The sequence below is a fragment of the Bradyrhizobium sp. CCBAU 25338 genome, assembly GCF_028128965.1.
In the GTDB taxonomy this organism is placed as follows: Bacteria; Pseudomonadota; Alphaproteobacteria; order Rhizobiales; family Xanthobacteraceae; genus Bradyrhizobium; species Bradyrhizobium liaoningense.
In genome coordinates, this window is record NZ_LFKY01000041.1 from 513,661 (window position 1) to 528,471 (window position 14,811).

Consider the following 14,811-nt stretch of genomic DNA (forward strand, 5'->3'; position numbering starts at 1 on the left):
CGCAGACAGTGGTTTGATCGTGATCTAGCTCGAACGCTGGGGAATCCTGGGCGTTCCGTCGCTGTCGCGCAGGCCGTACTGCCCCCATCGCTTCAGGATGCTGTCGATTTCCTCGTCCGGCAGCAGCGGAGGAGAGCCAAGTTGAAGGCAGCCGTGATACTGCTTGGCGAGCACCTCGACCTCCACCGCGAGCCACATGGCCTTGCGCAGGTTGGGACCGACGGCGATCAGCCCGTGATGCGCGAGCAGGCAGGCGCGGCGATAGCGAAGCGCGTTCAGGGCGGCCTGCGACAGCTCCGCCGTGCCGTATTGGGCATAGGGCGCGCAGGGAATGTCGTTTCCGCCGGCAGCGGCGATCATGTAGTGAATCGCGGGGATCGAGCGATTCATGATCGCGATGATCGTGCAGAAGATCGGATGGGCGTGAACCACGGCGCCAACCTCCTGCTTCGATCTCAGGATGTCGAGGTGAAAACGCCATTCCGTCGACGGAACGTTGCCGGCCGACGCGGTCCACGAGCCGTCCCACTTCATGGCTACGATGTCTTCGGGCTTCATCCGGTCGTATGGAAGACCGGACGGCGTGAGCAGGATGCCGTCGTCGGTTCGGACGCTGATGTTTCCGGACGTTCCCTGGTTGATGCCTTGCGCCGCCATCTCGCGGCACGCATCGATGATGGATTGACGAAGTTCGAGCTCTGTATCGCAGCCGCTCATGCCCTGCTTCCAATTCGCGTTCATGCACTTGCTCCGAGCTGGACCTGCCGGTCGACCAACAGCCAGGTGGCTCGCGCGGTCGCCAGCACCTCCTGCTTCGCATCAAGCAGGGCGCTTTCGGCAAAGAGCTTGCGGCCTTCCCGCCCGGTCGGCCACGCCACCACCACGCATCGATCCCCGGGACGCGGCCGGCGATCGATCCGAGCGGCCATGCGTCCGAGCAGGGCCGTCTCGTCACCGTTCAATCCCAGGTGTCGGGCGCCCACGCTGCAATAGCCGGTCGGGCAATCGAGAGCGGCCCAGACGAATTCGGGCGCGACATAACCGTCGTCGCCGGACAGACTGCCATGAGGCACCCAGGAGGCCGCGAACACGACGGGCTTGCCCGGGACTGATCCCGCCTGCAGCGGGCCTGCGAAGATCCGGAGACCGTCGCCATAGCCACGTGCGGGGCCGCAGACGAAGCATCCCGGAAGGTTGTGGGTCTGCTCGTCGTAGGGTGTTCTGCCGACCGCCTCTTCGGCCGCTTCGTAGCTCACCCTGGGAACGTCCGACACATCGATGCCTGCTGCACGCGCCGTCGCGAGCAGCCTGTCGCTTTCGCGCAACTCGATCCCGCCGTCGGCCTTGGTCAGCACGTCGAGCGGCCGCTCCAGCGGCGGCGGGGCGCGCAACGTCACTTCGGCGTCTCCGGCGACGTGCCTTGCGAGACATCCGCAAACGTAGCCTCCGTTGCCGGAATTGGGCGGACCCCGGAAGCGCCTGTCGATGACCAACGATACCATTGCAGTTTTCGTCCGCGGCGTTCAGCGTCCCATCGCGAAGAACTCGTCGTTCGGACGCATGCTGGTGACGTTGGCGAGGCGGTTCGACATGCCGAAGAATGCAGCGATAGCCGCAATGTCCCAGGCGTCCTCCTCGGTGAATCCGTGTCCCTTGAGATCGACGATGTCGGAGTCGTCCACCTCATAGGCCCGCGCCGAGACCTTCATCGCGAAATCGAGCATCGCCCTCTGCCGGGCGGTGATATCGGCCTTGCGGTAGTTGACGGCGACCTGGTCCGCGATCAGCGGATTCTTCGCGCGCACGCGCAGGATGGCGCCGTGTGCGACGACGCAATACTGGCATTGATTGGCGCTGCTGGTCGCGACAACGATCATTTCGCGCTCGGCCTTGGTGATCGGCCCGGGCTTGTCCATCAGAGCGTCGTGATAGGCGAAGAACGCCCGGAACTCGTCAGGACGATGCGCGAGTGTCAGGAAGACGTTGGGGACGAAGCCGGACTTCTCCTGAACCGCCTCGATCCGCGAGCGGATATCCTCGGGGAGCGTTGCGATGTCGGGGACGGGAAAGCGGCTGATGGCGGGCGCAGACATGTTCCAAGCTCCTGTTAGACTGCCGCGAGCGCGACGAGCGTTTCCTGATAGGCCTCGAACGCATCGCGCCGATCGGCGGCGTACGGCTCGACTCGCACGAGGCTGGTATGGGCCGAGCAGCCCTGGCCGAATTGGGACGTGCCGATATCGAGCGTGAGCACGTTCGGATTGCCGGCGATTTCCAGGCCGCTATTGCCGGTCGGCGTGAACCAGGCACCGGTCGGAAGCACCAGTACGCCCTGACGGACCTTGTCGGTGACCTCTGCCGTCGCAAGGCACTCCCCGCGATCGTTCCAGATGCGGATCGTCTGACCGTCAGCGATGCCGAGAGCAGCCGCGTCGCCAGGATGAAGGCGAGCCTGTTCACGGCCATTGCGTTTCATGCTCCGGCTCGATGCGCCAGTTTCGAGCTGACTGTGAAGACGGCCGGCCGGCTGGTGCGAGATGAGGTGCATTTGGCCGGCGTCGGCGGCATTGCCGAGCCATTCAGCCGGCTCGATCCACGCGGGATGCGGGCGGCAGTCGGCATAGTCCAGCCTGGCCAGAGTCTCGCTGCCGAGCACGATCTTTCCGCTTTCGGTCCTGAGCGCATGCGCCTCCGGCTCGTTGCGGAAGTCGGCCAGGAAAGTATGTTCTGTCTTGACCGGGCAGCGAGCATAGCCGGCTTCCCAGAACGCATCGAAATCCGGCATCGCGAAGCCGAAGCGCTGCGAGGCATCGCTGCGGCAGGCTTCGTAGAGATGGCGGACCCAGCCCATTTCGTCCCGGCCCTCGTTGAACCGATCGGCCACCCCGAGCCTGCCTGCGATCGCGTTGAAGATCTCGAAGTCGGGGCGGGATTCGCCCAGCGGCTCGATGGCCTTCTTCATCGCCAGGATGAAGTCGGAGCGCCTGTTGCCGGCAAGATCATTGCGCTCGATCGACGTGGTTGCCGGCAGCACGATGTCGGCCCGCTGGGCTGTCGCCGTGAACATCGGGTCCTGCACGATGATCGTCTCGGGCCTCGTCCAGGCTTCCGACAGGCGATTGAGATCTTGATGATGGTGGTAGGGATTGCCGCCCGCCCAATAGACCAGCCTCGTATCCGGATAGGTGCGGATCTCGCCTTCGTAGCTGAAGGGCCTGCCGGGATTGAGCAGCATGTCGCTGATCCGCGCCACCGGAATGAAGCTGTCGATCGGCCTGGTCAGCTGCGAAATGGCAGGAGAGCGGCCCAGATTGAGCGGTGCCCCCACGCCCCCCAGCGAGGCGTAGCCGTAGCCGACGCCGCCGCCCGGCAACCCGATCTGGCCGACAACCGATGCAAGTCCGAGCGCCGCCCAGAACGGCTGTTCGCCGTGATGGGCACGCTGCAGGCTCCAGCTCACCGTCAACATGCTCCGCGTGTCGACCAGGCGCCTTGCGAGCTCAGCAATCTGGCCGGCATCGAGCCCGCAGATGCCGGCGGCCCACACGGCGTCCTTGCGCACGCCATCCGTTCTGCCTTCGAGATAGCCGAGCAGGCGATCCGCACCGCTGGTGCAGCGCGCGAGGAAATCCGTGTCGTGCCGGCCCGCCTTCACGATCTCGCCGGCGAGGCCGAGCATCAGCGCAGCGTCCGTGTTCGGCCGGATCGGCCACCATTCGGCATCGACCCAGTCCGGTAAATCGTCCTTCAGCGGCGAGACGTGGACGACCTTGACACCGCGTTCGACAATCTTCCTGAGATAAGTCTCAAGGCGGTGGCTGCCAATTCCTCCGGCCTCGTTCTGCGCGGTTCGCGGCGACAGAGCGCCGAACACCACCAGCGTCTCGGTGTGCTGCGCGATCGTGTCGAGCGTATTGGCGCGGCCACCGCATGCGTCGTCGCTGCCCAGCGTGTGGCGCAGGATGACCGGACCTGCCGCGATGGAATAGGTATCGACGTGCCTGGTGAAGCCGCCAACCAGATTGAGCATGCGCTTTAGGAGCGAAGAGGCATGATGCAGGCGACCGGAGTTGGTCCAACCATAGGAGCCTGCGAAGATCGACGCATTGCCGAACGCGCCGGCCACGCGGCGTACTTCGTCGGCAACCAGCGTCGTCGCCTCGTCCCAGCTGACCGCGACGAACTTCTCTCGGCCGCGCCCGCGGCGATCACTCCTTTCGCGCTTGTCCAGCCAGCCGGAACGAACCATCGGCCGCAGCACGCGCCGCTCGGGATTGGCCCATTCGGCAATGGAATGGATGATCGGAGAAGGCGCCGGATCGTGCTCGAACGGCTCGACGCCCACGATGCGATCGTCCTCGACGAGGATCGTGTAAGCACCCCAATGGCTGCAATGCGGGACCCGCTTGATCCTGCTCATGCGTCGACCGCTCCAAGATCGCGCCGCATTTGTGCGGCGAATTCGGGATAGGTCTCGGCGAGTTCGTCGAACACGCGGCCGCGGAGCAGCTGCAGCGTCGATCGGTCTGGCAGCGGCGTCTCCCGCGGCTCGGCGTCGTGCGTAAACTGAAAACCGGTCGCCAGCTTGATCTCTGCAAGATCGTGCCCGGGATGAACGCTCTCGAGTTCGAATCCCGGCCGCGTCTTGTCGAACCGAAACAGACCCTTGCCGGTCAAGAGAGCAACGGGGCCGCCGCTCCGAAACACCCCCTCGGGACTGACGCCGGGGGCACTGATGAAGTCCACCTTCTCGACGAAGACGCGCGGCGTATGCTCCTCGCGGAACAGGATGACCCGCGGCACGACAAAGTAGAGATAGGCCGACCCGAACGAGCCAGGCCAGCGCACGCTGGAGCGCGGATAGTCACCGGTCCCGACAAGGTTCACGTTGCCGAAGCCGTCGATCTGGCCACCACCGAGGAAGAACGCATCTATCCGGCCCTGACCAGCACAATCGAACAGCTCGGCCGAACCGTTGGTGAAGAAATTATGCTCGACAGAACCAAGAATGGAGATGCGTGGACCGACGGCGCCGCCCGCTTCCTTCATTGCACGCAGCAGCATCGCGCCGGCGGCGGGAATTGGAGAGGAGGCGCCTACGGCGACATGCCTGACCCCGTCGAGCAGCCGCGCGATCGTGCAAATAAGCACTTCGCGAGGGAGAACTTCGGCCATCACGCGGGCTCCATCTGCGCCTGCGCCATATAGGCAGAGAAGCCGTCGGCCGTTCGCGCGGCCTTCGCATAGCGTGCGATCTCTGCGCTATCGGCCGGATATTCACCCCACAGTCCGTAGGGCCACGCCCCCTTCGGAGCGCGCGCGACTGCCGTGACGTAGAGCGCGGGCAGCACGCCGGCAGCGCTCATCTCGTCGGCGAGCAGATTTTCCTCGACGATTCGCTCCACCGTGACCAGAACGGTGCGCGAAGCGTAAGCCATGGCGGCAAGTTCGCGCCGCCGTCCGATCCAGACATTGCCGAAACGATCAGCCATCGGCACGTGGAAGATCGTGACGTCGGGCTTGATGGCGGGAATCAGCACGATCGGATCGCCTCCATCCGCCAGCGGATTGTCGACGACGCGCCAATCGTCGCGATAACGGAGCAGATCCGTTCCGATCAGCCCCCGGAGCGGCATGAAGGGACTGCCCTTCTGCGCCGCCATCAGGCCGGCATGAATGGCAGGACACGTTGCGTCCTTCAATCGAACGGCGCCCTCCTTGACCGCAGCGTTGAATCGGGGCGCTGCACCGGCTTCACCCAGCGAGACGGCGCTGGTCTCCACGGTCCGGACGAGACCCGCGCCGACAAGCTGGTCGACCTGCAATCCGCCGGTTGGCACGCAGACGAGATCGAGATTGCCCGCACCATGCTCGATGATGGGCCGCGTCATGGCCATGGAGACGCCGGCGTAGTCGACCGGCAGCGCCACGCGCATGCCCGGCTCGATGTGCTTCGCCATTGCGCGAGGCTCGCTCAACACCATCATCCTCCCTGCGATATGTTCTATATTGTAGAACGATATTCCAAATTTATGTTAGGCGGATCGGGACGACCCTGTCAATCTGGCTTCACCAATGGAGCCTTTGTTTGCAGGGGATCCCGCCTCCGCATGGATCGCAGCGGCGCGCCATTGCGCTGCGATCGGGTGTCTCGACTTGACAAGACGGCGCGCTGCGCCAACAATAATTGGAATAGTGTTCTACAATATAGAACGATTTGGGAGGAGAGAATGGGTGAGCCCGCGGCTCTGCGCGCAATGCGCTCCGGCGATGCGAACGCTCGGACGTCGCCGACCGGCCGCCTCCGGGAACGCGACGCCATCGGATCGAGCATCGCCGTCCGCGACGCGGTGAAAAGATACGGCAGCTTTCACGCGGTCGACCGGATCAGCATCGACATCGAGCCGGGCGAATTCATCACGCTTCTTGGCCCTTCCGGCAGCGGAAAGACGACGCTGCTCAATCTCGTGGCCGGATTCCAGAGCCTCGACAGCGGCGAAATCCTCGTCGACGGCAAGCCCGTCCACAACGTGCCGACGCACAAGCGCGGCTTCGGCATGGTGTTCCAGAGCTACGCGCTGTTTCCGAACATGACGGTCAGCCAGAACGTCGCGTTTCCACTTCGCATGGCCGGTGTCGACCGGGCGACTGCGGAGCGACGCGTCGCTGAAACGCTTGAGATCATGCGGCTGACGGAGCATGCGACGAAGTCTCCTTCGCAAATGTCGGGCGGGCAGCAGCAGCGCGTCGCGATCGCCCGCGCGATCGTCAGGAGGCCCAAGGTCGTGCTGATGGACGAACCCCTCAGCGCCCTGGACCGGCGGTTGCGCGAGTCGATCCAGATCGAGATCCGCGACCTTCACCGGACCATCGGCAGCACAATCCTGTTCGTCACCCATGACCAGGGCGAAGCCCTGACGATGAGCGACCGCATCGCGGTACTCAACGCCGGCAAGATCGTTCAGATCGGCCGCCCGCTGGACATCTATCGGCATCCGATCGATCGCTTCGTCGCCTCGTTCGTCGGCGAGAGCAATCTGATCGAGGCTGAGATTCTGCAGAAGCGCGGATCGACGCTGACGATGAAGAACCGCGCGGGATATGTGTTCAACGCCGAAAGCCGGGACACGATCGACGTCGGGCGCGCAACCGTGCTGGTGCGCCCGGAACGCATTGCCGTGTCGAACGAGCCAACCGCGAATTCCACGCCCGTCAGCGTCACGTCTGCGATCTTCCTCGGCGAGATCCTGCGGATCGAGGCGAACATGGAGGGCGGAGAGCCGCTCCTGATCAGGTGTACCGACATGGCGGACCGGCCCCTGCCCTCCGTCGGGGATCGCCTGCACGTGAGCTGGGGCGCTGCGGACTGCTGGGTGCTTGCATGACCTCGGCATCGATCGGCGTCCAGGCAGACCGTCCCGCGGATCTTGATCTCGTCAGGAGGCTGAGGGATCCCGCGCTGCTGCTCGTGCCTGCGCTCGCCTTCCTGGCCTTCATCTATCTGCTGCCGCTGATCGATCTCATCCGTATCAGCCTGAGCGGGCCGTCATGGACGTCCTACTTCGAGCGGGTATTCGCGATACCGCTCTATTGGGATTCGCTCGTCCGCACGATGCAGATCTCGGTCACCGTCGCGGGCCTGTGCCTGCTGTTCGGATATCCGACCGCGCTGCTCATTCATCGCAGTCGCGGCATTGCCCAGGTCCTGATCGCGACCGCGATCGTGTTGCCCTATTTCATCGCCATCCTGATCCGGACTTACGCGTGGATGGTCCTGCTCGGCCGCAACGGGCCCGTCAACAAGCTACTGGTCTCGGTCGGAATATTGAGCGAGCCGGTGCAGCTTCTGTTCAATCGCGGCACGGTGCTTCTCGGCATGACCGCGGTGCTTCTGCCGCTGATGGTGCTGACGATCTATTCCAGCGTGGCGCGCCTCGATCAAAGCCTGACCCGCGCGGCGCTGGCCAGCGGCGCCGGACCCATTGCGGCTTTCTGGCGCGTGTTGCTGCCGCTGACCCTGCCCGGGATGGGCGCCGGCTTCCTGCTGGTCTTCGTCGCAGCGATCGGCTTCTTCATTACGCCGACCCTGCTCGGGGGCCCCGGCGACCAGATGTTTGCCATGCATATCACCCAGCAGGCGGACTCGGTCACGTCGGAGGGATTCCTGCAGGCCTTGGGCGTGGTGCTGCTGACGATCACGTTGGCGGTGGTCGCGGTGGCCGGACGCTTCCTCGGCTTCGAGTTCATCTGGGGCGGCCGCAAGCTGACGGAGGCCACGCCAAGAGCCACAGACCGCGACACGGGCGATGTCGGCCGCCGCAGCTTCGGCGCCTCGGCTGCCGATTTGATCGGCTGGCCGCTGCTGCGGCTGTTCGGGCGCCTGCCGGCGAGCTGCGGGACCTGGACCGTTCGCATCATGGGCGGCCTGGTCATTGCCATTCTCATCCTGCCGATCATCGTGGTGATGATCATTTCCTTCAGCAGCGCAAGCTATCTGACCTTCCCGCCACCGGGCTTCTCACTGCGCTGGTATGAGCAGTTCTTTTCCGATTCAAACTGGATGCGGGCGTTCTGGACATCCCTGGTCGTCGCGGCGATGTCCGCCGGAATCGCGATCGTGCTGGGCGCGTCGGCCGCCCTCGGCATCGTCAGGAGCAGCATTCGCGGCAAATCCGCCATCATGCTGCTTCTCGTAAGTCCGATCATCGTCCCTCCGGTCGTGCTCGGCCTGTCGCTCTACAGCCTGTTCCTGCGTTTCGATCTGGTCGGCTCCGTCTTCGGCCTTGCCGCGGCGCATGCGATCGGAGGCCTTCCCATCGTCGTGGTGATCCTGTCCGCATCGCTTCAAGGCGTCGATACCAGGCTTGAACAGGCGGCTGCCGTCCATGGCGCATCGTCCCTGACCGTGTTCCGCCTGGTGACGCTGCCTGCCATCATGCCGGGCCTGGCTGCGGCGACATTCTTTGCCTTCCTGCACTCGTTCGACGAGCTGGTGCTGACGCTGTTCCTGTCGAGCGCGCAGTTGAAGACGCTCCCGCTCATGCTGTGGGGTGACATCAATTATCGGCTCAATCCGGTGCTGGCCGTGGTCTCGACGCTGGAGGTGCTTCTGGTGGTCGCAGGGCTCGTCCTTGCGCGACCCGTTCTCGCCACGTCGCGGAAGGCGTCGTGACGCAAATCAATTTCAACTGGAGGAAAGAGAAAATGCTGGGAATGAAACGCTGGCGACTATCGGCTTCCGTATTGGCCTCGGCCCTGTTCGTCGCGATGGGGACGGGTCTGGCTCAAGCGCAGAGCAACGTCGTGATCATGCAGGATCCGGGCGGCGGATATGGCGATGCATTGCGCAAGGTGATGTACGACCCGTTCGAGAAGGAGACCGGGATCAAGGTGGTCACCGTCCAGGAGGCCCGTAGCGGCCCGCGCATCAAGGCTCAAGCCGAAGCCGGCAAGGCGCAATGGGACCTGACGTTCATCTTCGACCAGGAGACGAAGCTGCTCGGCGACTGCTGCCTGGCCGACCTTGACTATTCCAAGCTGTCCGACGCGGCGAAACAGACGCTGGCGGCGATGCCGGACAAGCTGAAGCGCAAGAAGGGCGTGGCATTGCAGGTGATCGGCGTCGGCCTCGTCTACAACAAGGACAAGTACAAGGGTGAAAATGTACCGACCACCTGGGCCGACTTCTGGGACGTGAAGAAATTCCCCGGCCGGCGCTGCATGCCGGCCTGGCCGCGTTTCGTGTTCGAAGCGGCGCTGATGGCTGACGGCGTGGAGAAGAGCAAGCTCTATCCGATAGACATGGAGCGGGCGCTGAAGAAGGTCAAGGAGATCAAGCCGCACATCGCCAAATGGTGGACGACGGCCGCGCAGCCGCCGCAGCTCCTGCTCGATGGCGAGGCCGACATGTGCATGGCCTACACCGGTTCGATGAGCAAGCTCGCCCTCGAGGGCGCCCCGATCGAGCTGACCTTCAATCAGGGCTTCGTCTACTACGACTTCTTCTCGATCCCCAAGGGAGCGCCGAACTACGACAACGCGCTGAAACTGCTTTCCTGGCGGCTCGAGCCCAAGCGCGCGGCGCAGCTCACCTCGACCTTCCCGGTCGCCCTTCCCTCCCAGGTCGTGTTCGAGGCCGCGACCGACAAGAAGCTCGCCCGCTACTGGGCCAACAACCCGGACAACGTCTCGAAAGCAATCGAATGGAGTCCGGATTATTGGGGCGCGGCTTCGCCGGCCGGAAATTCCACCAATGAAGAGTACGGGCAGGAGAAGCTCAACGCCTTGCTGGCCCAGTAGGCTGGCTGATCAGCCCCGATCCGAAAGGATCGGGGCTGATTCCACACCCGGGCTATTGCCGTTCGCGCGGCCATGCTAGATCGAGTGAAAGATCATTCTATTTTGGCTGGTGGATGGATAAGGCTTTTACCAAGGGGCTGCGTCTCCTGGAAGCGCTTGCTCTGAGCGAGCAGCCCCGTGGGGTCACGGACCTCGCGAGCGAGCTGAAGCTCACCAAGAGCAACGTGCATCGGCTGCTGATGACTTTGCAGTCCCAAGGCTATGTGCGCCAGATCCCCCCGCACAGCACCTACGAGCTCACGACCAAGATCTGGGCACTAGGCAGCCATGTCATCCACCGGATGGATCTCATCAACGTCGCGCGACCGGCAATGACCAAGCTTGCCGAGATCACCGGCGAAACCATTCACCTGTCCGTGCTCGAGGATACCGACGTCGTCTACGTCGACAAGATCGAAAGCGCTCACCATATCCGCGCCCATACGAGCGTGGGCATGCGCGCACCCGCTTTCACCATGGCGACGGGGAAGGCGATGCTCGCACATATGCCTGATGACTACCTGGAACGATTCCGGCCGCATCTGAGGCGCTACACGGAAACGACGCGAACGACGATCGAGGAGCTGCGGGAGGACATCGAGCTGGCACGCGCGCAGGGTTACTCCTCCGTGCTGCATGGCGAGTGGCGCGAGGGCATCGCGGCCTGCGCTTGTGCGATCCTCGGCCGCTCCGGCGAACTGGTGGGAGCGATCGGCATGTCCGGCCCCGACACCCGCATCAAGCGCAAGCAGATCAAGGAGTATTCGGTTCACGTAATGGAGGCAGCCCGGACCATCGGCGCCGCCCTCGGCTATTCCAGTAGGCCCGCAGCGTACCCTGCCGTGAGAGGCGATTCTACACCGTCACATCTATTGCGACGCGCCCGTTGATCTTGTTTCCTTTTGGAGGGCATCCCAGCTCGCACCCTGCGCGCTGAAAAAGCGTCAGGTGATGGGAAGCAATTCTCAAAGCTTCCGATCGAGATGCACAAGCGCATCCTTTTCGTCCTCGAGCCGGTTGGCCCTCACCTCGCGCCCCGATTGAGGTGAAGGTGCACAGCCACTCCCGCTTCGCCAGCGACAAGGGAATTGAGTGGATGTGCGAGACAAGTTTCAGAATTCCAAAAGATAGCGTCGGCCCGCATCACGATAGCGCCGGAAGTGTCACTGACGCCTCCGATATCAGGCGCCTCGAGACCTCGGGCCTGCCGGCGCGGGAGATCTGCGACAGAACAATCGCAATCTCCTCGGCAACAATGGGCCACCGCTCGACGTCAGAAATGCCGGCCCCTAATAGTGTATCGGCACCGATCTCGAATGCCGTCCTCGTCGCAAGGACGATCGGAACGGACGGAAGCTCGTGATGCAGCAGGGTCGCCAGTTCAAGGGATTGCCCGAGCGAGCCGACTGGACTGACGACCACGAAGTCGAACCGGTCGGGAGCTGATGGCGCATGTGTGCCGGGAACGTATGCGAGTTCCTTTAAGCCGACGCAATTCACGCAGCGGCTCGGCTTCCTACCGTGGGCGGACGAGATCGCAGGAAATCGTAAGCTTAGCGGGCAAAATCGCACGATTGGTAGCGGGGGAGGGACTCGAACCCCCGACCCCAGGATTATGATTCCCGTGCTCTAACCAGCTGAGCTACCCCGCCACAGGGATCGCGGCGGCGACTGAGGCCGATCTCGCGAACGCGCGGCATATAAAGAAGGGGGCGGCGGGAAGTCAAGCAAAGTGGGCCGCCTTTTTCCGCCCTCGCCGAGGCCAGGGTCGGGACAAGCCGCCTTGTGAATACGGCCTCTGTTTCAATGAGTTCGGCATGGCCGGGCTTGTCCGGGCCATCCACGCCTTCAACGCCTTCATTCGCAGCCCGGGAACGAGGATGCCCGGGGCAAGCCCCGGGCACGACGAGATTTTGGGGGGGGCAAAGGCCTATTTCGGCCTCACATTCGGATCGCCGCCGGGGCTGCCGGGGGGCGGGATCACCGGGGTGTTGGCGCCGGTGTCCGGGGCCGGCGCGTGCATCTCGGGATCGATGCCGGAGGGCGGGCAAAGCACGCCGTCGGATTTGGCCAGCTTGTCGCCGAGCGGTTCCCGGGACTGGCCGGTGGTGGTGCCGTCGGCCTGACGATTGGGACGGTCCTGCGGCGTGCAATTGGCCGCGTGCTGCAGGGACGGCGGCGCGGTCTGTTGCGGCGGCGTCGCCGGGGCGGGCGGAGCCTGCGCGATCGCGCTGCCTGAAGCGGCGATCAGGAGGCCGGCCAGAATGATGTGTGATGTCGTGCGCATGGAAAGGAAACGCCCGCGCGGCGTCCCCTGTTCCCATGTCACGCAATCACGATTTGCGGTAGCGGATCAGGGAGAAATGGCCCATCGGCGGCATGGGGCGGCGCTCGGTGAGGGTGATGCCGCCGTGCTTGGCGGCCCAGTTGACGAGTCGGGCCCAGGGGAATTCCGGGCGCCAGCCGAGGCGGCGGGCGATGGGGGCGAAGGCAAGCTCGAACAGCTTTCGGGGGCCACTCTCGGCGCCGATGTGGTTGACGAGGATCAGCTCGCCGCCGGGCTTGAGCACGCGGACGAACTCGTCGAGCGTGCCTTCGGGGTCGGGCACGGCAGTGATGACATATTGCGCGACCACCGCGTCGAAGAATTTGTCGGGGAAGGCGAGGTTCTTCGCGTCCATCACCGAGAGCACTTCGACGTTGCTCAAGCGAAGCGCGCGCACGCGCGCCTGCGCCTTGCGCAACATCGGCTCAGAAATGTCGACGCCGCAGATTTTCGTGGTGCGCGCGTAGTCGGAGAGCGAAAGCCCGGTGCCGACGCCGACGTCGAGAATGCGGCCGCCGATGCGGTCGGCCTCCGCGATGGTCGACTGCCTTCCGGCGTCGAACACCTTGCCGAACACGAGATCATAGACCGGCGCCCAGCGGCCATAAGCCTTCTCGACCCCGGCCCGCGAGATGTCTGCTGCCATGCCCCCTGCCCCTACAAAAACCTAGAGAGTAATAGCCGTTGATGAGATCAAATCCAGCCTCGCCCGCGGTCTGAGCCTCTCCCGCTTGCGGGAGAGGTCGACACGCTCGCAAGAGCGTGGCGGGTGAGGGCTTTTTCCGCTTGCGATATATCGCTAGCGGAGAGAGCCCTCTCCCCAACCCTCTCCCGCAGGCGGGAGAGGGGGCGCACTTCCAGTGTCGCGAGAGTGCAGTCCGATCTCATGATGATCAGCCGCGGATTGCTTCCGCCAGCGGGCGCAACGTGGCCGCGCCAACCTTCGCCGCGGCGCTCTGGATGAAGCCGCCGCCCAGCACGCGGGCCTGGCCGCTGGCTGCGTCGTAGAACACGCAGGCCTGGCCGGGCGAGACGCCCTCCTCGCCGGCGACGAGCTCGACCTCGTATTGGCCATTGCCGCCGCGCAGCCACGCCGGCTGGGGGCTGCGGGTCGAGCGCACGCGCACGAACATCTCGAGGCCGCCGCCGATCGCGCTGTCGATGTCGCCATCGCCGATCCAGTTGACGTCGCGCAGCACGATGCGGTGCATCTTCAGCGCATCGCGCGGACCAACGACGACGCGGCGGTGCGCTGCATCCAGCCGCACCACGAACAGCGGCGAACCGGATGCGATGCCGAGGCCGCGGCGCTGGCCGACGGTGAAATTGGCGATGCCGTTGTGCCGGCCGAGCACGCGTCCGTCGAGATCGACGATGTCGCCGGGGTCCATCGCGTTCGGACGCAGTCGCGTGATGATGTCGGTGTAGCGGCCCGTCGGCACGAAGCAGATGTCCTGGCTGTCGTGCTTGTCGGCGACCGCGAGTCCAAAGCGGCGCGCCAGCTCGCGTGTCTGCGGCTTGGTCATGTCGCCGAGCGGAAAGCGCAGGAAGTCGAGCTGCTCGCGCGTGGTCGCGAACAGGAAATAGCTCTGGTCGCGGTCGGCATCGGCCGCGCAGACCAGCGCGCGCGAGCCATCGGGCAGGCGGCGGGAGGCAACATAGTGGCCTGTCGCGAGCGCCTGCGCGCCGAGCTCACGCGCGGTCTTCAGGAGATCGCGAAACTTGACGGAGCGGTTGCACTCGACGCACGGCACCGGCGTCTCACCGAGCGCGTAAGAGTCGGCAAAGTTGTCGATGACGGACTCGCGAAAGCGGTCCTCGTAGTCGAGCACGTAATGGGGAATGCCGAGCTTGGCGGCGACATCGCGGGCGTCGTGGATGTCCTGGCCCGCGCAACAGGCACCCTTGCGGTGGGTCGCCGCGCCATGGTCGTAGAGCTGCAGCGTGATGCCGACGACGTCGTAGCCTTCCGCCTTCAGCAGCGCAGCCGTCGTCGAAGAATCGACGCCGCCCGACATGGCGACGACGACCCTGGTGTCTTCGGGACGGCCTTCGAGATCCAGACTGTTCAGCATGGGCCTTAAAGCGTTGTGACGGCGGCGTAGCGCGATCCGCGATTCCTGTGCCTTCTCGCGGGGCATCGGCGA

At 64.5% G+C, this 14,811-nt stretch carries 14 protein-coding genes and 1 tRNA gene; 4 read left to right on the forward strand and 11 right to left on the reverse strand.

The features are described from left to right. Positions 1 to 24 precede the first annotated feature (24 nt). From ACM42_RS29440 to ACM42_RS29465, 6 genes are all read right to left on the reverse strand, one after another. The gene (locus ACM42_RS29440; protein ID WP_271531181.1) at positions 25 to 717 is read right to left on the reverse strand and encodes an L-fuculose-phosphate aldolase; all 693 of its coding nucleotides are present in this window, start codon (positions 715 to 717) and stop codon (positions 25 to 27) included. Positions 718 to 737: 20 nt separating this feature from the next. Further along, positions 738 to 1,397, reverse strand: coding sequence for a hypothetical protein (locus tag ACM42_RS29445; protein ID WP_333922132.1), 660 nt, complete (start codon positions 1,395 to 1,397; stop codon positions 738 to 740). Positions 1,398 to 1,523: 126 nt separating this feature from the next. After that, complete coding sequence (locus tag ACM42_RS29450) at positions 1,524 to 2,093, reverse strand: peroxidase-related enzyme (protein WP_028177934.1); 570 nt, start codon at positions 2,091 to 2,093, stop codon at positions 1,524 to 1,526. 14 nt (positions 2,094 to 2,107) lie between these two features. Further along, a complete protein-coding gene (locus ACM42_RS29455) occupies positions 2,108 to 4,420 on the reverse strand; it encodes a molybdopterin-dependent oxidoreductase (protein ID WP_271531121.1) in 2,313 nt (770 codons plus the stop codon). Further along, positions 4,417 to 5,175 (reverse strand): CoA transferase, encoded by a 759-nt coding sequence (locus ACM42_RS29460; protein ID WP_271531182.1) that lies wholly within the window; start codon positions 5,173 to 5,175, stop codon positions 4,417 to 4,419. The genes ACM42_RS29455 and ACM42_RS29460 overlap by 4 nt, the downstream gene beginning before the upstream one ends. Continuing rightward, entirely contained in the window at positions 5,175 to 5,984 is an 810-nt protein-coding gene (locus ACM42_RS29465; protein ID WP_271531183.1) for a CoA transferase subunit A, read from the reverse strand. The genes ACM42_RS29460 and ACM42_RS29465 overlap by 1 nt, the downstream gene beginning before the upstream one ends. Positions 5,985 to 6,230: 246 nt before the next feature. Between ACM42_RS29465 and ACM42_RS29470 the strand changes: the two genes are divergently transcribed. The 4 genes from ACM42_RS29470 (at position 6,231) to ACM42_RS29485 (ending at position 11,228) form a co-directional block, all read left to right on the forward strand. Next, entirely contained in the window at positions 6,231 to 7,385 is a 1,155-nt protein-coding gene (locus tag ACM42_RS29470) for an ABC transporter ATP-binding protein (protein ID WP_271531122.1), read from the forward strand. Then, positions 7,382 to 9,172, forward strand: a complete 1,791-nt coding sequence (locus ACM42_RS29475) for an ABC transporter permease subunit (protein ID WP_271531123.1) — start codon at positions 7,382 to 7,384, stop codon at positions 9,170 to 9,172. The genes ACM42_RS29470 and ACM42_RS29475 overlap by 4 nt, the downstream gene beginning before the upstream one ends. A 32-nt stretch (positions 9,173 to 9,204) precedes the next feature. Next, positions 9,205 to 10,299, forward strand: a complete 1,095-nt coding sequence (locus ACM42_RS29480; RefSeq protein WP_271531124.1) for an extracellular solute-binding protein — start codon at positions 9,205 to 9,207, stop codon at positions 10,297 to 10,299. A 113-nt stretch (positions 10,300 to 10,412) separates the two neighbouring features. After that, a complete protein-coding gene (locus ACM42_RS29485) occupies positions 10,413 to 11,228 on the forward strand; it encodes an IclR family transcriptional regulator (RefSeq protein WP_271531125.1) in 816 nt (271 codons plus the stop codon). 253 nt (positions 11,229 to 11,481) lie between these two features. Here ACM42_RS29485 and ACM42_RS29490 read toward each other — a convergent pair whose 3' ends face one another. The 5 genes from ACM42_RS29490 to mnmA all read right to left on the reverse strand — a co-directional run bounded on the left by ACM42_RS29490 (position 11,482) and on the right by mnmA (position 14,739). Then, entirely contained in the window at positions 11,482 to 11,838 is a 357-nt protein-coding gene (locus ACM42_RS29490; RefSeq protein ID WP_271531126.1) for a hypothetical protein, read from the reverse strand. A gap of 75 nt (positions 11,839 to 11,913) precedes the next feature. Continuing rightward, positions 11,914 to 11,990, reverse strand: a tRNA-Met gene (locus tag ACM42_RS29495). A 278-nt stretch (positions 11,991 to 12,268) separates the two neighbouring features. Next, complete coding sequence (locus ACM42_RS29500; RefSeq protein ID WP_271531127.1) at positions 12,269 to 12,625, reverse strand: hypothetical protein; 357 nt, start codon at positions 12,623 to 12,625, stop codon at positions 12,269 to 12,271. A gap of 46 nt (positions 12,626 to 12,671) precedes the next feature. Beyond that, positions 12,672 to 13,310 (reverse strand): class I SAM-dependent methyltransferase, encoded by a 639-nt coding sequence (locus tag ACM42_RS29505; protein ID WP_271531128.1) that lies wholly within the window; start codon positions 13,308 to 13,310, stop codon positions 12,672 to 12,674. Positions 13,311 to 13,557: 247 nt separating this feature from the next. Then, positions 13,558 to 14,739: a tRNA 2-thiouridine(34) synthase MnmA gene (gene mnmA / locus ACM42_RS29510; protein ID WP_271531129.1), complete on the reverse strand. Its 1,182-nt coding sequence runs from the start codon at positions 14,737 to 14,739 to the stop codon at positions 13,558 to 13,560. Positions 14,740 to 14,811: the final 72 nt, after the last annotated feature.